Below are 18,252 nucleotides of genomic sequence, written 5' to 3'. Positions count from 1 at the left end.
CTAGTTTAATGGAGCACGAGAGTACTATGTTTTTCGCTGTTTAAAAGAGAGAGCCAAAGACCGAAAACGCTTAAACTATAAATGTAATCGATTACAAAAACAGAATGAGTGGAGGATCACAATGGCGGAAAGAGAGTTTGATATGAAAACGAATAGTATTCAGAAAAGAAAAAATTCCAGAGGCAGTATGATGCTTTACGGATTGGGAGACCTAGCCAGCCAATTTGTTTGGACATTTACTGGTACATACCTAACCGTATTCTACACAGATGTTGTTGGCCTAGCTCCAGGGATTGTTTCGATCATTATGTTATGTGCTCGATTATGGGATGGGATCAATGATCCGATGATGGGCGGCGTTGCGGAAAGAACGAAGAGTAAATGGGGAAGATTTAGACCTTATATTCTATTTGGTACACCATTCTTAGCAATTTCTACTGTATTAACCTTTACCGCGCCCTTTGGCAATGGTTCTTCCGGGATTGCATGGGCGGCAGGGACTTACGTGATTTCTGGGATGCTTTACACACTGGTGAATATTCCCTATGGTGCATTGCCTGGTGTGATGACCGAGGATGCCAATGAAAGAAACGAGCTAAATGCTTGGCGGTCTGCAGGCATGAATGTTGGGATGATTATTGTAAACTTCTGTTCCTCCTTCATTATGCTGAAGTTTTCGAATGGTTCTGAGGTTGCGACCGGTCGGGGCTATTTTTATACCGCGGTTATTTATGCCATTATCTCGATTCCGATGTTTCTTGCTGTATTTGCCTCAAGTAGAGAAATAATTAAGGTAGCGGATGACAAACGAAAAGTTCCCATTTCAGAGACCTTTAAAAATATTGTTGGGAATAAATATTTGATGCTGCTGTTTGGAATCATGGTACTGCAAATGTCTGGGTTCATGGGACGAATTGCTTTGACGAGCTATTATGTCATTTATTGTTTAGGAGCGTTCACATTGATTGCGTTGCTCATGACGATCCCTTCTATTGGCGGGGTAATCGGATCATTACTAGTGGTTCCTTTGGTGCGCCGATTCGGAAAAGTCAAGATGCTGGCCTTTCCATTAGTCATGCAGGGGATAGCGTTATTAATCATCTACTTTGCGGATTTCGGCAACCTGTCAGTGATCGTTTTTGGACACATTGTTTTTGGCTTGTTTAATATGGGCGCGCCGATCACACTTTCGATGATCGCAGACGCAGTTGACTACCAAGAACTAAAAACGGGAATTCGCACAGATGGAACGGCATATGCCACCTACGGACTCGCGACAAAATTAGGGAATGCAATCGGGGCTTCTGTCGGCTTGCTGATTATGGGACATTTTGGGTATCAGGCCAATGCGCAACAAACCACCGAAGCCCTTAATGGGATCAATCTAGTAGCGAATCTGATACCAGCACTATTGTTCTTTGCTGCGGCCGGCTTGTGCTTCTTCTGGAAAATGTCAGATTCTGATGCAGCGAAAATCAGAGAACAGCTGGATGAACGACGTGCCCAACAGGCTGAATAATCAACTAGTGAATACGAAAGAAGTAATGCTTCATTTGTTAAGGAGGAAAAAGGATGACACATAAGATTAAACGGGGAGTCACTGCTTATAGTTACAACAAGGTATACGGTGTTTCGATGGATTTTGATGATATTTTAAAGGATATTCAAGATACGGGGGCAATCGGAATCGAGATTTTAGCAAATTCGCATATTCCAAGCTATCCGAATGTCAGTGAACAATGGATCGAGAATTGGCATAACAAGCTGGCTGAGTACGATCTAGAACCAGCTGAATATGGTCATTGGGTAGATTCTCGTTTACATAAGGGAAGAGAACTGGATACGCAAGAAAGTATTCAAATGCTGGAGCGAGATTTTATTTTAGCCAATAAAATGGGCTTCAAGGTCCTAAGAACAAAACTTGGTGTGATTGACGACACGCTAACACCTGTTAAAAATTGGCGTGAATTTATCAAGGGCGCGCTTGGACTGGCGGAGAAATATGATGTGCGGATGTGTCCAGAAATCCACAGCCCAACGATTTTAGATTCGAAAATGATCCATGATTACGTTGAATTTATTGAAAAGGAAAAGACGGAATTCTTTGGCTTGAATATTGATTTTAGTATTTTTCAGACGGGGGATAATTCGCTGATTGGTTTTGGCGAAAATGATTTTGTTGGGCCGCCATGTGAGCATAGCAAGGTGGAAGAGCTGATTCCGCTATTGAAATATGTACACGTCTGTCACGCAAAATTTTTGAGAATGGATGAGAGCTTCAATGAAGTCGTAATTCCGTATAAGGAAATCGTCGAAATGCTGATTGCCAATAATTGGAGCGGTTATCTTATCAGCGAATATGAAGGTGCGAAGGCAGATGTTCCTGGACATACTTCAGATCAAATCAAACGCCATCAGCTTATGCTGAAGCAGCTGTTAGGAAAGTGAGGAGCACGATGTTAGAAAAAGAATGTATCCAATCAAGAGGCTTCCGGAACACCGTGGAGCAACATGAAGTGGTCGGTTTTCAATTTGATATCCGATTGATGTATTATCGAGGCTTATGGTTGTCTCAAATTCGTCCGATTACCGTGAAAATCGATGGCCAGGAAGTCCCACAGACAGATATTCTTTGGGAAATCGAGGGAGAAAAATACACGCATGAAGAGATGGTGCAGATCGGCGATATTCAATGGAATGTCTTAAGTCCGGCAACGATCCATGTTAAGAAAAAGGGCGGACTGGAGCTCGGCTATCACGACTTAGAAGTTGACCACCGCTTCAGTTCTTCTTACATGCCGCCGATGATGGATGAGGTCTTAAGCTTTGGCGCTCACCAGCGACGGTTGCTTCTGGTTTCTTAGGAAATTAAGAGGCGGATAAATATCACCGCATTCATGCGATTAAAGTGAAGAAAGATATTGTAGGGTTCAAAGATTTTTCGCATATTTGGCGATCATCCATTTTATAAGGGTGGTCGCTTTTTTGCTGCGGCATTTTTTGAAATGAGAGAGAAAATAACCCTTAAGCATGGGTAAGTAACTTTTTTTGCCATTTTTTTTATGCCTTATCAAATAATTGGTTTTCTGCACGTAAATGTAAATAAAAGCTCGCTTCTTCACTAGAAAATTCTTATCTAATAATAGTCAAAATTAGTTATCTATTCTACAGACATCATTAGTAAAAGAATATATTGATTAGGCGGTGTAATAATATTTATTGTGAAAGTCCAAGAGCTGATTAGAAAAGAACGAATGTAATTTATAAAGTTGTTTTGAATTTTCTGATAATTATTTTTCGACGTCTCGTTATAAAGAAAACAAAAAATAATGGGCGTTTTCTAAAAAGTTTGATTATGTTACTATTGAGGCGCAAACTTGAGGGGGGACTATGATGAGAGTATCAGAAACAGTTGAGGTTGGGTTTACGTACGAATGTCATGCGGTCGGGATTAAAAACATCGTTGTTGGAGTGGTGGAACAGATTTATGCGAATACTGTAGTAATCAACGTTCTTCGTTGTCATAAAAGTGATCGGGCGGCTGTGATCGAACGTCAGAATAAATTATTAGTAAAGCACGAGAACGTCTATGCGTGCACAGAAACAGCAGAATGGAGTGCTTGATTCTAGAGAATCTGGTGGAAATTTTCTCTTATAAAAAAAACTTTTTTTAATAACTAGCGTTCTAATTGATGTTTATTAAAGATTATTATAATCTTATTATAGATATTTTAATCTAAATGCAATCAAAAATTAAGGGGAGAGCAAATTTATTATGAAAATGACTGCAAATGTCACAGTTCCAGAAGTAGCAACGATCACGGATGCTCACAGAATATTGGTAGAGCGTGCGAGAGAAACCTTATTGGGGAGACAAAAAGCAACGCCAATCGCCTTATTGGGAACCCAGTCGGTGGTAGGAATGTATTATTGGATTCTTTGCGAGGTAGAACTTCCAGAAAATCGTGGAGAAACATTGACGGTCTATAAGATTTATCAAAGCCCCAACGATGAAGTGGCGCTGGTTGAAGCAAATGCCTATGAGTACCCAACATCAAGGATAGATGAACTAAAAATTTCAGCATAAAAACAATGAGCAATGGAGTGGCAAATGCCAACAGGAATCCATTGCTTTTTTTTTGTCTTGCGGAAAAAGGGATTAAAAAATCAAATCAACGACAAGAGCTCCAAGGATTTTTAGCAGGAGCTGAGATCTTTGCTGTTAAGAATTCGTAGCTAAAGTTTATGCTGGATAAGCTAGAGAAAACAAGGGAAGGTCGCTACTTGATAATAGTAGAAAACAGGTAAGTATTACTAAGACGAACCAATTGTTGCCAAGGCAAAGAGGATTATCGTGCAAGCGTTTATCAATTATCCATTCATCGATAAAAATTCATAGGCAGACTCGCTACTTGTTTCAAGCTTTTGAATAAGGTATTATCAACGAAAGCGTTTTACGAAAGAGGTGCTTCAATGATGTACATTGTTAAAGCAATGATTCATTCGATCAGAATGAGGAGTGCGTAATCCTTTCTAATTTTTAGAAGCACTCTAAAATTAGCAGGGAAGAGCTGTTGATGGTTTCACTGATTTTTATCTAATAGGAGTGTTTTATTATGAATAATAAGATTGATTCATCTCTCCCGCCAAAGTGGCGGAGAAATTTGTACTTTTTCTTAGCGGGGCAATTTTTATCGGGCATCACCAGCATGATCGTTCAGTACTCGATCATTTGGTATTTGACTAGGACGACAGGTTCCGCGACGGTTTTAAGCTTCGCAACATTATTGGGGATGATCCCTATGGTCGTGCTGAGCCCCTTTGTTGGCCCGATCGTGGATCGACGCAATAAGAAGGCGCTGCTGATCGTTACCGATATTATTGTGGCATTATTTGCGCTGATTCTTTCCATAACTGGTACCATTTCACCAGAATTTCCGTTGTGGCTGGTGTTTGTCTCCTTATTTATCCGAGCGGTTGCCCAAACGTTCCAAATGCCGATCATTCAGTCGATTCTCCCAACCATGGTTCCAGAAGACGAGCTGACGAAGGTGAACGGACAGCTTGGCATGGTCCAATCAGCGAACTATATCATCGCACCGGCACTGGGCGCCTTTCTTTTTTCTATTATTCCAATGAATTGGCTGATTCTTTTTGATGTTCTCGGGGCCATTCTGGGAGTGGGGCTACTGCTGTTTGTGACGATTCCGCACGTTGTTTCTGAAGGAGAAACGATTCACATTTTAGCAGATTCAAAATTTGGGCTCAAGAAGCTGATTGAAAACAAAGGGCTTTGGTACATTACATTGATCGGTGCAGTGTTTATGTTGCTATTCATGCCCGCGGCCAGCCTATATCCGTTGATGACGATGGACTATTTTAACGGAACGGTCGGTCAAGCCGGCTTGATCGAAGTGATCTATGCAGTGGGTATGCTGGCGGGTGGAGCGGTCATTGGTCTGTTTGGGAAATGGAAAAACCGTATGCTGCCGATTCTACTCTCCTATCTCGTCATCGGGATCACCATCGGATTAAGCGGCTTGCTGCCAGGTACGCAAAAAGGCTTCGTCATATTTTTGATCTTGAATGCCATTGCCGGCTTTGCGACCCCTTATTTCAATACATTACTGATGGCGATGATTCAGCAAAGCTACGAGCCGAAATATCTGGGCAGAGTTCTAGGTGTTCTGAATTCCCTGATGAGTATTACCGGTCCTGTGGGCTTGATTTTTGCCGGTCCGATTGCCGATTCTATCGGCGTCGAAAAGATGTTTCTCATCGGGGGAATCGGTGCGTTGATCTGTGGGGCGATCAATCTCTTGATCCCACAAGCACGTAATTATGATATCGAGCTGCAGAAAAAAATAATAGAGCGAAAAAGAGAAGAAGAATTGTTAAATTAGTAGGAAAGAAGCTGGTTATCTGGAGCCAGCTTTTTTTAATAATAAAGGGATAATGCCTACGCAAAAAAGTAATAAAAGCGCTTTTAAAAAGTGGTCAATTTATTCATTCATCCATCAAAAATAGGTTTTATTTTTCTTGAAACCACCTAGTCAGCTTCGACGCCCACAATGTAAAATACGAATGGGATAATAATGGCTTTTGTTGAAGAGGATGAAAAGGTGAAGTTAGAATATCAGAAAACACAAGTATCTTATGGCAAGTATCGACCTGCTCGCGTCGTTTGGATTACTCGGGTGAATGGACAGCGGGTCGTAAAGTCCAATCTGTTGGAATTTGAAGATCGAGATGATTGAAAAAGGTTACAAAAACGATTTCCAAGATACACAATGAACTTTCTTCATAGAGTTGATTCTATCGCATTTACAAAGGATAATAATTGAAAAAGGACTGAAGAGAATGAGTAAAAAAGTGCTATGGGTCTGGTCGTTCAACAATCGGCAGCAAACCGTTGGCACACCAGCCGGGATGAGTGGGGTGACCATGAGACCGAGAAAATTCCAAAAAGAGCTGCGAGAGGCGCTGGCTCCTGATTGGGAGATCGACTATATCAGCGATGACTTATCAGAGACGCTGCCACAAGCTGATGTGATCGTTATTCCTAAGACCAATAGAGCGCTCTATGCCGAACGTGCGAAAGACGCGAAGGTCGTCTGGGTGTCGGGAAACGAAGTCGCGGAGAATGATATTGAAGGAATCAAGCGGAAAATCATTGAGGCATAGGTCAGCTAATTGCAGATTTATCAGAGGAATCCACCGAAAAATTTTCAATTGAACATTGTTTACATGAAACGTTTTAGATTTACGAATAAAAAACAAGCTTCTAGAAATCTTTTTTTGATTTCTAGAAGCCTTTTTTCATTGGATACCTTGTTAAACAGCTAATTTTTTCTATTCTTCTATATAGGCTAAAATGTCTCCAGGCTGGCATTCTAGGACTTTACAAATCTCGTTCAACGTAGAAAAACGAACGGCTTTTGCTTTGCCAGTTTTTAAAACGGAGATATTTGCATTCGTCATCCCAACTCTTTTTGCCAACTCACCGGAGGACATCTTTCTCTTTGCTAGCATGACATCTAGGTTTACTTGAATCACTTTGTAGTGCTCCTTTCGTTTGGCTAGCTTAGATCGTTAATTCATTTTCTTCAGCAATCGCATTGGCCTTTTCCAAAATTTTCGCCAACGCCCAGACGATGGTTGCGCCGACGATATAGGTTAGATCAAATGCTGCACTGTCAATAGCGATTCCGTGTGTTGATGCATATAGATCAGGAAGGCAAGAACTCACGGATAAGATCAAAAGAATGACGGCGATTTTTTTAGCGGTCATGACGTTTGTCTTAACAAAAATTTGATCCATTTCCAGATTTTTGAAAAAGTTGCGCACAAAGTAGAACAGTACCCCATATAAAATAATGTTAACAATTAATAATAGAAGAAAAAGCGGTGATGATAGGATCGCCGTGGTAAATTTCCCAAACGGCAAACTATCGATACTCATCATTGTAATTTCTTGCGATACCGATGTAAGATTAAAGATGAACGCCATTATGGCTAAACCAACTGCAGCAATCCCCATTAAACCAATAAAGAAACTAAACAACCATTTCAACCCTTTAAAAATCCCTTTTTCTGAATTCATTAAAAACACTCCTTTTTGTTTGAACTACTTGATGAGTTCACTATAAAGTAGGAATTACATGAAGTCAATAAAATTTTATCGATAAACGATAAAAATATATCGAATAAGCGGATATGTTCTTTGTTATGATTAAGTGTTGTCATTTTTTATAAAGATTTCCAGATAATTGCATTATGTTATTTTATGGATAATTATTAAGAATGTGAATTTTTTGTGTCTTAGGAAATTTTCATTTGACGTGAAAAATCGAAAGAAAACGCGGGTCTTTCCTTAAATTTTGGAGGAAAACCCACATTTTGCTTAAAAAATATAAAATTGACGGTGTAACCATAAATAAAAATGCATTTTTTTAAATTCTGCTCTATAGTAGTAACGGACAATTTAATAGAGAAAGAAGTGTTCCGGATGAACCGGGTAAAAAAAGCTTTTAGCAATCGCTGGCTGATTCTTTTGACCGTCAGTGTGCTGTTTTGGGCAAAAACGATCTTAGCCTATTACGTAGATTTTTCATTAGGTGTGGAAGGGTCCATTCAATACTTCATTTTATGGATTAATCCCATCGCGACGACTTTGCTGCTGTTTGGCGTATTCTTATATGTCAAAAAATTTAAGCCAGCGTTGATCGTGTTGTTTTTAATGGATCTGCTGAATACCTTGATCTTATATTTAAACGTGATTTTTTATCGTGAGTTTACGGATTTCGTGACGATCAAATCGATCTTAGGATTTTCTAAAGTCTCGCAGGGAATCTCAGGTAGCTCCTTTGCTTTGATGAAGGCTCACGATATTTTTTACTGGGTGGACTTGCTAGTCTTTTTAGGAATTTTGATCTACATTTTCGCTAAGCGCAAAGAAATCGTCAGCAAACCGGTCAAAAAGACCTTTGCAGTGGCAGTCAGCTGTTTGGCGGCGTTGACTTTTTCAGTTAATTTATCTTTAAGTGAAGCGAACCGCCCACAATTATTGCAGCGGACTTTTGATCGTTCGTATATTGTAAAATATCTTGGACTGGATGCTTTCACGGTGTATGACGGTATTAAGACGGAGCAGACCAATAGTGTGCGAGCCCATGCCTCAAGCAACGGCTTAACCGATATTCTGAAATACACGAAGAGTCACTATGCGGCACCTGATCCAAGCAGATATGGCATCGCGAAGGGCAAAAATATCATCGTGATCCATTTGGAAAGCTTCCAACAATTTTTGATCAATATGAAGGTCGATGGTCAAGAGGTTACGCCTTTCTTAAATAGCCTAGAAAATGATACTAAGCAAACCTTGGCCTTTGATAATTTTTTCCATGAAGTTGGGCAAGGGAAGACCAGCGACGCGGAAAATATGCTGGAAACAGGGACCTTTGGCTTACCACAAGGTTCATTATTTACCCAATTAGGAAATGATAATACCTTCCAAGGAGCACCGGCAATTTTGAATCAAGAAGCTGGCTATACAAGTGCGGTTTTCCACGGCAATGTCGGCAGCTTCTGGAATCGCGACCATGTGTACAAAAATCTCGGCTATCAAAATTTCTTTGATCGTTCGTATTTCAACCAGTCGGATGAAAACTTAGGCTACGGGATCTTAGATAAGGATATGCTGAAGGAAACGGTCGGGCATCTGGAGCATCTGCAACAGCCGTTCTATTCGAAATTCTTAACAGTTACGAACCACACGCCGTATTTGACGGATGATAAGAACTTCAACTTTCCAGCATTAAAAACGGGCAATAGCACGGTCGATGATTATGTACGGACGGCTCATTATCTGGATGAATCACTCCGTCAATTCTTTGACTATCTCAAAGCTTCCGGTGTTTACCAAAACTCGATCTTTATGATTTATGGGGATCACTTCGGTATTTCCGACAGCAACAATAAGGATTTAGCCAAAGCATTAGGCAAAGACCCAACGACTTGGGACAAATTTGATGACGCGCAAATGCAGCGGGTACCATTGATGTTCCACATTCCCGGCTATACGAATGGCGGTATCCAGCATCAATACGGCGGCGAAATCGATGTTCTACCAACCTTGCTACATTTGATGGGGATCGATAATCAGAAATACATCCAGTTCGGAACCGATCTGTTTTCGCCTAAACACGATCAAACTGTTGCTTTCCGAAATGGGGATTTTGTTTCACCAAATTACACCGAATTAGGCGGTGAGACCTATGATAATAAAACCGGTGAAAAGGTCGATCCAAAAGCCTTGAATATCGCTCCAGAGATCGATAAGGAGCAAAAGCAAGTCAAGCAAGCACTAAGTCTGTCTGACAAGCTGAACCAAGAAAATCTCTTGCGCTTCTACACACCAGAAGGCTTCACGCCAGTCGATCCGAAGAAATACGATTATCATAATCTAGACGAGAAAAATACGGCGATCGAAAAAGAAAAAGGCACTCAATCAACCAGCCTGTATTCGAAGAACGGAAGTAAAACAACCACCGCTCTGTACCCGCCAATTCAATAGATTAAGTGAGAAGCATCCGATGTTTGGGTGCTTCTTTTTGCGAGTTCCACTTTGTGCTTCAGCACATTAGTGGAATCGTATGCGAAGCGAAAATAGGACTCATTTTTCTGTTTTTAGAAAAATGAATACAGTAGTAAGAGATAGCTGTTCATTCTGCATTTTAAATCTAGTATATGGAGCCTTTTAACTAGCTTCGATTCCTACACATTCCCGCCAACTCAGCGTTAATTAATTTAATAGTTGCGTGATTAATTGATAAAACAGATGGGAAATAATCAAGATCGATAAATCATAAAAGGCATCTTTCAAAAGATTAGGGGCGTGTTCCTTTACATTTTTCATCATAATCATCATCCTCTCGATTAGTAGTGAACTTACCATAAATAGTGAAGCTTATGGTTGGCATAAATGAATCTAAGAAAGTCTAAAATCATTGGGTCAAAATCAGATTGATTCACCGGCTATTTCAGCTTAGAATAGAGGTATAAAGGGAAAAGGTCGGATGATTATGGATACTTTTGAACGTTTATTGCCATTAGTTTTCCATCCAATCGTTTTAGCGTTGGATGTCGTATCGATTTTTATTATTTTATTTGGTGCGATTTTTTCATTTATCAAATTGATCCAGCCGGAAAAAGAACAGGATTATTCGTCTGTTCTGCACAAAAATAAGTGCATCAAGGCTTATTTGGGCAGCTATATTTTACTTAGTCTGGAATTTCTGATTGTGGCGGATATCATTGAATCGATCATCAATCCGACATTCCAGGATATTATAAAATTGGCGATGATCGTGCTGATCCGAACCATGATCTCTTACTTCTTAAATAAAGAAATTAGTGAATTTTCTGAGGATTAGTTGAGGAAAAACCAAATTATTTAGTAATTTTTAAAAAAGAAAGAAGCATTTAAAGTAAGGCTGTTTCTTTCTTTCTTAGCGATTTGTTATTGATTCCATCCTAAATGAATGGTATGATTATTTTGTTTCGGGAGTGGATGGGTTCTGGTGTTCCCTCTGGTCTTCAAAACCAGTATGAGGAGTTAGGAGCTTCTTGGGTAGGTTCGATTCCTACACATTCCCGCCAATATGACCTTAATAGCCAACCCGTTAAGATTTGGATTTTTTCTAATTCGACGGGTTGGCTTTTTTTGAAAAGGAGAGAGTTTTACAAATGAAAGAATACAAATTCGAATCAAAGATCTACGCGTCAGAAGTTGGTAAAGGCGGCGCATATATTATTTTTCCTTATGATGTTCGAGAGGAGTTCAATAAGGGCCGTGTCAAGGTTCACGCAACTTTCGATGGCATCGAGTATCAGGGGAGCATTGTGAATATGGGTGTAAAGAATCAAGACGGCAGTATTTGCTACATTTTGGGGATTCGAAAGGATATCAGGAAGCAGCTGAATAAAGATATTGGTGATAGTGTCGAAGTTACTGTTCATGCGATTGATTAATAAATCATATTTTAAGCCATAAAAAAAATAAGCGTTAGTATTATTCAATCGAGTCAAGCATGCAGAATGAAATTAGATCTGCATGTTTTTTATTTTGCCAGTGTATCCTTGCTAGGAATCTGATTGTTCGTATTTAGCTTTCTAAAAACTGATTCTCAAGTGATGATTAGTCTAGTAATTAAGTCAAGATAAATCTTTGTTTGTTGATAGATATTAAGAGAAAGAATGAAAACTTAATATTCTTTACAAAAAAACTTGAAAATATTCATGTTTTTTTTGCTTTTCTCTATCATTCATGTTATGGTAACTAAGTAATACTTTGATATGTGACTAGGTAGTTATCGTTAGATTTTATGATACTTTTTTATTACACGTCATTTTTTATTACAAATAAACACATTTGATGTGTAATTGGAGGTACTTATTATGAATAACGGTACAGTAAAATGGTTTAATGCAGACAAAGGTTTTGGATTTATTACAGGAGAAGACGGCAATGATGTATTTGCTCACTTTTCAGCTATCCAAGGCGACGGCTTCAAAACTTTAGACGAAGGTCAAGCAGTGACTTTCGATGTTGAAGAAGGCCAACGCGGCTTGCAAGCAACAAATATCCAAAAAGCATAAGCCTGTTAAATCGACAGATGACTAAGAAGATCGGGAACGGTCTTCTTTTTTTATACTATTAAAGGAGGATATATTCTAATGGCGCAAACGTATGGTTTCAAATCTCCAAATCCCTCAATTGCAGGTGAACAGTTTTCAATTGGTCAGGAAGTCTTTTTTGAGTATCAAAAGGAGATTCATTTAGGTAAAATCAAGAATAAATTGAGTAATTCAGTTATTATTGAGATTGTAAAAAGCGAAATAGAAGAGTTGCTGGAATTTACCACAGTCATTAGATATACCGACTTGCTCGTTCCTGAAACGAGACTTTAGTCATCAAAAATTGTTTAAGAAATTAACGACCTTCGCAACTGCGAAGGTCGTTTTAAGGTTGTTCATCCTATTTATCTAGTAATTCAGTCACATCGATAGTGCCATTTGCTTGAAAAAAGATGCAGTAGTTCTGATAAGTCAGCCCTTCCTCGTACATTCTAGCATACACATTGATTGCGTGCTCGAAGGATTTTTTGTTAATTTCCAAATATTCAGCGCATTCCCAGACAGTCGAAAGCCCCTCCTTATGGCAGGCAATAATATCTTCTGGGGTTACGACCAGTGTTGATCCGATATCTCGGGCGCGTTGCTCTTGTTTTCGCTGCTCAGCAGTCTCTTGGCAAATGATATCGCCGGAGCTGGTTAAATAATGGGCGATCTCCTCAGCAATTGTAGCGGTCAGTTCCTGGGAGGTCTGGCGCGGATTCAAGTACACATGATTGTCAATGTATAATCCTTTTTGACCGTCTGGCATAGAGGAATCGAAAATATAATTGATTCCTTGAAAATCGGCCATCAGTTTTTCTGCTTTATCCATCCAATCATTCCTTCTTTATATGCTTCTGTTTAATGAAATCAATATAATTCAAAATATCTTCCATTTGCTCCTCGGTCACTTCGTCATCGATATGCGCCGCCACGGTCATTTGGTTCGCTGAAAAAGTCTTTTTTTGCTCGCGACCGTGCAAGTAGTCTAAGGAAACATCAAAAAAATCTGCAATTTTATTTTGTGTTTCAATATCCGGCGTACGCTTTCCTTGTTCATAAGAGGCGTACGTCGTCTTTGCGATCCCCAGTTTTTTTGCCATGTCTAGCTGGGTGAGGCTAGGTGTTCTTTTTCTTAATTCCTTCAATCGTTGGGCAAACATAAGAACCACTCCCTTTTATACTATAATAACACGAAATGTATCGATTTACCCGCAAAAACAGTTGGATGAATTTACAAAGTACGCGAAATGTATTACTATTAATCTACAAAAAAGAAATCAACCGGCTTTTTTGAAGAATCAATGCTTATTTTTTCTACGGCCAGTCTAGTCGTAGAATACAATTTCCAGTTATTTTTAGGAGGAAAGACGATGGAAAAATGGAAGAAGGATTACATTAAAGGAATTCTACAAGATTATCCTAAAATGGATGATTACTATTTAGAACGAAAAGAAAAACTGCTTTTTCATAACCGGAAATCCCTCAGTGCATCGCAAGACCAGAAGCTCTTAATGACGATTTCCCTTGATCGTCGGCTACTCAGCTTAGAGCGAAATCAAAAAATCATTTCATTGTGTCTGGAAAATGCGACCTTAGAGACAAGGAAAATAATTAAACTGCTGTATATGACCGATAAAAAGAAAGTCAATCTTGATTTAGTAGCGGATCAAGTCTTTTTGAGCAAGCGGCAGGTCATACGCTTACGTGATGCCTTTTTTGAAGAGTTAGCCGAACATCTAGGAATCTGATGTCTTTTTTTTGGCAACAAAACAAACATATGTTCGTATATAGTGTAGATAGATCAAACAGAAGGGGATGAATGTTATGAATAATCGAGTGCTTTTTCTGAAATTAGAAAGGAAAGTTTAAAGGTATTTTTGATGGAGAGGCAGCAGTGATTTTGGTGGTTCAGAAGGATTTTTTGATTGACGGGTTTTCTATTTTCAAATGATGATAGCTTGTTTACGTGTTGATAGAGACTATTAAAACCACTCATTCTCTCAAATTGTTCTTCTGAGCAATTAAGATGATTAGTAAATGAAATAAAGGAATTTTTCAGGAAAGTAGGCGGACTATGGATGAATTCATTTCGACTTTTCTCAATAATCCTGAAAGCATCGGATTTCCAGTGCTTTTTGTACTTCTCTTAGTTTGGGTGATGAAACAGAATAATGCACGTGAAGAACGCTATCTAAATACAATTGATGGCTTGACCGCAGCACTCAGGCAGTTAGAGAAAATTGAGACAACAGTCAATCAGATCAATGAACGGATCGTTGATAACGGATGAGTGTTTGAGCGATGTTTTGGCGATAGAACAAACCGTAATTTAGTAGTGATTATGAACTTTGGTGTTTGAGGTTTTGAGGAAGAAAGGAGCTGAGGTGAAAATGGGAGATATCAATAAAATGATTCAGTGGATGAAAGATCGTGAAGGAAAAGTGACGTATAGTCAAGCCAATCGTGGTGGTCCTAACAGTTACGATTGTAGTTCAGCGGTCTATTTTGCATTGGTAGCTGGTGGATTTATTCCATCAGGTAGCATGGGGTGGACAGGTTCGTTGCATGATATGACACTTCCACCGATTGCTACAAAAATATCTCGCTCAGAATGTAAAAAAGGGGATATTTTTTTATCTAAGTATTGGGCAAATGATGGACATACGGGAATCTTTGTGGATAATAAAACAATTATTCATTGTTCGTACGGGAGAAACGGTATTTATACGACTCCGGCTGACGGTGGCTATATGGGGTACGAACCGATTGAATACTACCGATTAAAAAATACAAGTGGGGTTCCGGAAGAAACACCAGAAAAAGAAGGAGAGATAATGATGTATATTTATTGGAAACAACAAAAGATTGGGTCAAAGAATTACGATGCTTACTTTGTTAATGGTAACAAAAGAATGTATATCAAGGATGATACTTTGTTACAGGCTTGTAGATCATTGGTGAAATACTATACTGGAAAAACTAATGAGAATTGGTATGGAAATGATGGATTTATGGTTTTATCCATTGAGTCAACGACTGAATTAACAGAATTTAAATACTACGCAACCAAATAAAATAGAAAACTCCCTGAAAATTAAAAAGATAATTTTCAGGGAGTTACTTTTTTAGCTTTTCTCCGCCGCAACGATCAGCATCATTGGTCGGCGCATCTCGTCGTTCATGCCAGGAATATCCAGCATGTTCTCGGGTGGCATCGGTTCGACAATGCGCTTGATCTGAAAGCCGTTCGTTAACAGGCTGTCTAAATAGGTCGTCAATGTGCGATGGTATTTTGTGACATCGCTGCCGAGAAAATGGGCATTCCGTTTGCCTTCATAAAAATAGTTGTCGACTGGGAAGTGAGCGATTTTTCCATTTTCATCGTAAAACCAATCCTGTGAACCTTCAGCGGTAAAGATTGGATGCTCCACGGAAAAGACTAGTTGACCGTCAGCAACTAACCAGTGAGCGATATTTTTCGCTAGCTTCTCAAAGTCCGCAATATAATGGATCGCCAGTGAGCTGATGACGACATCAAAGCTGTTTGGCTCAAAAGTGACTTCATCGATACTATCGTGAAGATAGGTGATATTGTCAAAGGTATTTTTCTGTCGAGCGACTTCCAGCATTTTTTCTGACAGATCAACCCCAACGACTGATGTGGCGCCATGTTCTGCCGCGTAAAGGCAATGCCAACCATACCCGCAGCCTAAATCAAGGACACGTTTTCCTTTAAAATCTGGCAATAAACCTTTTAATGTCTGCCATTCTCCAGCTCCGTCCAAACCTTGTTGGCTGCGACTCATTTGACTGTAGCTCTCAAAAAATTTCTCGTTATCATAAATATTATTCATTGTAATTCCTCCATGTAATTTGATTTGATCTTAAACTACATGGAGTATATCTCTTTTGTGTGCGATCATTATTTTTCCTCGCTTTCGTTAGATTTCATTCATCCAATAGGTACGATCGATCGGTTCGACAAAAATCTCAAACTCGATGGACTCGTTTTCAATAATATGAGTAACCCCGTGAACCAGTAAAAACTTATCCGGCTCCCTCAATTGTAAGGTATCTCCTACATGAGGAATTAAGTTCAAGTCAATGACCCGTTCTTCCTTCCGGGTGAGGATATTTTTCAAATTTACTTTATACATTTTTGTTCCTCCAATTACACTTGTGTACCACCATACTTCACCATACTTAGTTTAACACACAAAAGATCAAGGAGAAGGAAGGATTTTGGATAAAACCAATTCTCGATAGCTCCAATTGCAGCTAGCTCATTAATAAGGAAACGAACTTTTCTAACGCAAAATTCGATTGATTTTCGTACGCATATCATCACGCTAAACAGAACTAATGAAAACATCTTATATTCCAATTAATAGATATTCGTGCACTAAGGACTGCGAAAAGCGTGACTGACAGCTAGCTCATTAATAAGGAAGCGAATTTTTCTAACGTAAAAATTCGACTGATTTTCGTACGCATATCATCACGCTATTACCATACTTTTAGATATTGAGCTAACTCGGAAGTAAGGTATGAATTTTCCTAACGCAAAAATTCAAAAAAATCTCGTACGCATACCATTCTACTAATCTTGCTAAAGCAAGAAGTAGAACTGGCAACTCGCAAAAAAGACCGTCCATAGTGAAATGGCGACGGTCCGCAAGTGAAAAAACAAATTCTATAAAGGATGGGTTGTACCCGCTTTCTACTATAATTGGAAAAGGCTTTCTTTGCAATTTTTCTGCTCAAAAAAAGCCGTCGCAGGGCAACGACGGCCGGAGTCCTGGGAAGGAACTCGGATAAACAAATGAACTACTGTAACCTTAATGGATTCCCGCGAAAGATACAAGAAAAATGCTCATAGATGAAGAGAATAGTTTTGAAAATTGAGGATCCTTTTGGCAAGGGCTGTTGGAAGCTCACTGAGAGTAAAAAATAAATCAGAAAGAAGCGTATCCTAAAATTATGGGTGTATACATGGTTTCTTTACAATGAAGGGATGATTTAATGAAGCAGAAATAATTTATTTAATATGGAGAGTGGACTGTTCTGGGGAGAAATATTTATTTTATGAATCGACTTAGTTATTTAATAAAAAGTTGATTTCGTTTCACAGATCGCTTATTTTCCTTTATAATTTAATAAAGGAGGCGGTTACAATGATTAGTAAATACAAAAATATTTTAGTCGCAATCGACGGATCAGAGCATTCGGAAAATGCTTTTGATGAGGCCGTTGAAGCAGCCAAACGTTACGATGCCAAACTGAATGTTATTTCAATCATTAACGACAGTGAACTCTCCACCAGTGCTTTTTCTTTCAGCAAAATCTATGCTGCGGAAAAGGAACAAATTGAAAAAGAAATGTTGAAAAAAGTTCATGATGCAGACCATAGAGAGCTTGAGAATGTTGAGCCCTTTGTGGAAATGGGCAGTCCAAAAGAAAAAATCGTTGAATTTGCGAAAAAGAATGAGATTGATATGATTTTCTTAGGCGCGACAGGAAAAGGGGAAATTCGTTTGTCTCGAATCGGGTCAACAGCGGCTTATGTTGTGAACCACGCCCCATGTAGTGTGACCGTCATTCGGTAGATTAATTTGAATAAGGAGCAGATAATATGAACAAGAGATACAAGAATATAATGGTCGCGGTTGATGGTTCGGATCAATCAGAAGGAGCATTCTTCGAAGCAATCGGTGCCGCTAGACGAAATGAAGCCAAGTTATACGTCGTTCAAGTGATTGATGATTCCAGTATCCTAATGAGCAGCGCCCAACCGATGGACGATATTCTAGCAGAGGAATCTCAGCGGGCGAAGCAATATTTAGAAAAGCTGACCGAACGCGGTCGTTACCAAAATATGGAGGTCGTTCAATACATCGGCAATCCTAAGAAGGCGTTGACCGAGGAGCTGCCGAAGCAATATGACATAGATTTGATTTATGTTGGTGCGACGGGGAAAGGTCGTTTCCAACGCCTGTTAGTCGGTTCAACGAGTGGGTACATTGTCAATCATGCACCCTGCAATGTGATGGTCGTTCGATAAAAAAAGGTTTT

At 39.3% G+C, this 18,252-nt stretch carries 24 protein-coding genes and 1 tRNA gene; 19 read left to right on the top strand and 6 right to left on the bottom strand.

Annotation, left to right across the window (positions count from 1 at the left end):
• Positions 1-121: 121 nt before the first annotated feature.
• From E6139_RS16795 to E6139_RS16760, 8 genes are all read left to right on the top strand, one after another.
• Positions 122-1,519, top strand: coding sequence for an MFS transporter (locus E6139_RS16795; RefSeq protein ID WP_316404500.1), 1,398 nt, complete (start codon positions 122-124; stop codon positions 1,517-1,519).
• 53 nt (positions 1,520-1,572) lie between these two features.
• Entirely contained in the window at positions 1,573-2,448 is an 876-nt protein-coding gene (locus E6139_RS16790) for a sugar phosphate isomerase/epimerase family protein (RefSeq protein WP_316404499.1), read from the top strand.
• A gap of 8 nt (positions 2,449-2,456) precedes the next feature.
• Entirely contained in the window at positions 2,457-2,864 is a 408-nt protein-coding gene (locus E6139_RS16785) for a DUF6379 domain-containing protein (protein ID WP_316404498.1), read from the top strand.
• 529 nt (positions 2,865-3,393) lie between these two features.
• Positions 3,394-3,624 carry a hypothetical protein gene (locus E6139_RS16780; protein WP_316404497.1) on the top strand — a complete coding sequence of 77 codons (231 nt, stop codon included), beginning with the start codon at positions 3,394-3,396 and terminating at the stop codon, positions 3,622-3,624.
• 151 nt (positions 3,625-3,775) lie between these two features.
• Entirely contained in the window at positions 3,776-4,087 is a 312-nt protein-coding gene (locus E6139_RS16775) for a hypothetical protein (protein ID WP_316404495.1), read from the top strand.
• A 529-nt stretch (positions 4,088-4,616) separates the two neighbouring features.
• Positions 4,617-5,903, top strand: a complete 1,287-nt coding sequence (locus E6139_RS16770; RefSeq protein WP_316404494.1) for an MFS transporter — start codon at positions 4,617-4,619, stop codon at positions 5,901-5,903.
• Between the two features lie 219 nt (positions 5,904-6,122).
• Entirely contained in the window at positions 6,123-6,257 is a 135-nt protein-coding gene (locus E6139_RS16765; protein WP_316404493.1) for a hypothetical protein, read from the top strand.
• 103 nt (positions 6,258-6,360) lie between these two features.
• Positions 6,361-6,684 carry a hypothetical protein gene (locus tag E6139_RS16760; RefSeq protein WP_316404491.1) on the top strand — a complete coding sequence of 108 codons (324 nt, stop codon included), beginning with the start codon at positions 6,361-6,363 and terminating at the stop codon, positions 6,682-6,684.
• A 168-nt stretch (positions 6,685-6,852) separates the two neighbouring features.
• On the opposite strand, the gene E6139_RS16755 is transcribed toward E6139_RS16760, so the two are convergent.
• Positions 6,853-7,056, bottom strand: a complete 204-nt coding sequence (locus E6139_RS16755; protein WP_010743987.1) for a helix-turn-helix domain-containing protein — start codon at positions 7,054-7,056, stop codon at positions 6,853-6,855.
• Between the two features lie 28 nt (positions 7,057-7,084).
• Positions 7,085-7,603, bottom strand: coding sequence for a DUF2975 domain-containing protein (locus E6139_RS16750; RefSeq protein ID WP_316404487.1), 519 nt, complete (start codon positions 7,601-7,603; stop codon positions 7,085-7,087).
• Between the two features lie 405 nt (positions 7,604-8,008).
• Between E6139_RS16750 and E6139_RS16745 the strand changes: the two genes are divergently transcribed.
• From E6139_RS16745 to E6139_RS16720, 6 genes are all read left to right on the top strand, one after another.
• Positions 8,009-10,075, top strand: coding sequence for an LTA synthase family protein (locus E6139_RS16745; RefSeq protein ID WP_316404486.1), 2,067 nt, complete (start codon positions 8,009-8,011; stop codon positions 10,073-10,075).
• A gap of 508 nt (positions 10,076-10,583) precedes the next feature.
• Positions 10,584-10,934, top strand: coding sequence for a DUF1622 domain-containing protein (locus tag E6139_RS16740; protein WP_316404484.1), 351 nt, complete (start codon positions 10,584-10,586; stop codon positions 10,932-10,934).
• A 129-nt stretch (positions 10,935-11,063) separates the two neighbouring features.
• Positions 11,064-11,160: transfer RNA gene (locus E6139_RS16735), tRNA-Sec, on the top strand.
• Between the two features lie 87 nt (positions 11,161-11,247).
• Complete coding sequence (locus tag E6139_RS16730; RefSeq protein WP_316404482.1) at positions 11,248-11,532, top strand: DUF1905 domain-containing protein; 285 nt, start codon at positions 11,248-11,250, stop codon at positions 11,530-11,532.
• A 426-nt stretch (positions 11,533-11,958) separates the two neighbouring features.
• Complete coding sequence (locus E6139_RS16725; protein ID WP_316404480.1) at positions 11,959-12,159, top strand: cold-shock protein; 201 nt, start codon at positions 11,959-11,961, stop codon at positions 12,157-12,159.
• A 78-nt stretch (positions 12,160-12,237) separates the two neighbouring features.
• On the top strand, positions 12,238-12,471 hold the full coding sequence (locus E6139_RS16720) for a hypothetical protein (protein ID WP_316404478.1): 234 nt from the start codon (positions 12,238-12,240) through the stop codon (positions 12,469-12,471).
• A 67-nt stretch (positions 12,472-12,538) separates the two neighbouring features.
• Here the strand turns inward: E6139_RS16720 and E6139_RS16715 are convergent, their stop codons facing one another.
• Both E6139_RS16715 and E6139_RS16710 read right to left on the bottom strand, forming a co-directional pair.
• Complete coding sequence (locus E6139_RS16715; protein WP_316404476.1) at positions 12,539-13,009, bottom strand: ImmA/IrrE family metallo-endopeptidase; 471 nt, start codon at positions 13,007-13,009, stop codon at positions 12,539-12,541.
• 4 nt (positions 13,010-13,013) lie between these two features.
• Positions 13,014-13,340 (bottom strand): helix-turn-helix transcriptional regulator, encoded by a 327-nt coding sequence (locus E6139_RS16710; protein ID WP_316404474.1) that lies wholly within the window; start codon positions 13,338-13,340, stop codon positions 13,014-13,016.
• Positions 13,341-13,550: 210 nt separating this feature from the next.
• Here E6139_RS16710 and E6139_RS16705 point away from each other — a divergent pair, with 210 nt between their 5' ends.
• The 3 genes from E6139_RS16705 (at position 13,551) to E6139_RS16695 (ending at position 15,254) form a co-directional block, all read left to right on the top strand.
• Positions 13,551-13,928: a transcriptional regulator gene (locus E6139_RS16705; RefSeq protein ID WP_316404473.1), complete on the top strand. Its 378-nt coding sequence runs from the start codon at positions 13,551-13,553 to the stop codon at positions 13,926-13,928.
• A gap of 326 nt (positions 13,929-14,254) precedes the next feature.
• Positions 14,255-14,470: a BhlA/UviB family holin-like peptide gene (locus tag E6139_RS16700; RefSeq protein WP_316404471.1), complete on the top strand. Its 216-nt coding sequence runs from the start codon at positions 14,255-14,257 to the stop codon at positions 14,468-14,470.
• 73 nt (positions 14,471-14,543) lie between these two features.
• Positions 14,544-15,254: a peptidoglycan amidohydrolase family protein gene (locus E6139_RS16695; RefSeq protein ID WP_316404469.1), complete on the top strand. Its 711-nt coding sequence runs from the start codon at positions 14,544-14,546 to the stop codon at positions 15,252-15,254.
• Between the two features lie 51 nt (positions 15,255-15,305).
• Here E6139_RS16695 and E6139_RS16690 read toward each other — a convergent pair whose 3' ends face one another.
• Both E6139_RS16690 and E6139_RS16685 read right to left on the bottom strand, forming a co-directional pair.
• Positions 15,306-16,034, bottom strand: a complete 729-nt coding sequence (locus E6139_RS16690) for a class I SAM-dependent methyltransferase (protein ID WP_316404468.1) — start codon at positions 16,032-16,034, stop codon at positions 15,306-15,308.
• A gap of 87 nt (positions 16,035-16,121) precedes the next feature.
• Positions 16,122-16,337 carry a hypothetical protein gene (locus E6139_RS16685; protein ID WP_316404466.1) on the bottom strand — a complete coding sequence of 72 codons (216 nt, stop codon included), beginning with the start codon at positions 16,335-16,337 and terminating at the stop codon, positions 16,122-16,124.
• Between the two features lie 1,017 nt (positions 16,338-17,354).
• On the opposite strand from E6139_RS16685, the gene E6139_RS16680 reads away from it, so the two are divergent.
• Both E6139_RS16680 and E6139_RS16675 read left to right on the top strand, forming a co-directional pair.
• Complete coding sequence (locus E6139_RS16680) at positions 17,355-17,786, top strand: universal stress protein (protein ID WP_316404464.1); 432 nt, start codon at positions 17,355-17,357, stop codon at positions 17,784-17,786.
• Between the two features lie 26 nt (positions 17,787-17,812).
• Positions 17,813-18,241, top strand: a complete 429-nt coding sequence (locus E6139_RS16675) for a universal stress protein (protein ID WP_316404462.1) — start codon at positions 17,813-17,815, stop codon at positions 18,239-18,241.
• Positions 18,242-18,252 lie beyond the last annotated feature (11 nt).

This window comes from Enterococcus sp., from assembly GCF_032555305.1.
GTDB lineage: Bacteria > Bacillota > Bacilli > Lactobacillales > Enterococcaceae > Enterococcus_A.
Note: the sequence above shows the minus strand (reverse complement) of the source record. Positions and strands in the feature narration are given on the sequence as shown.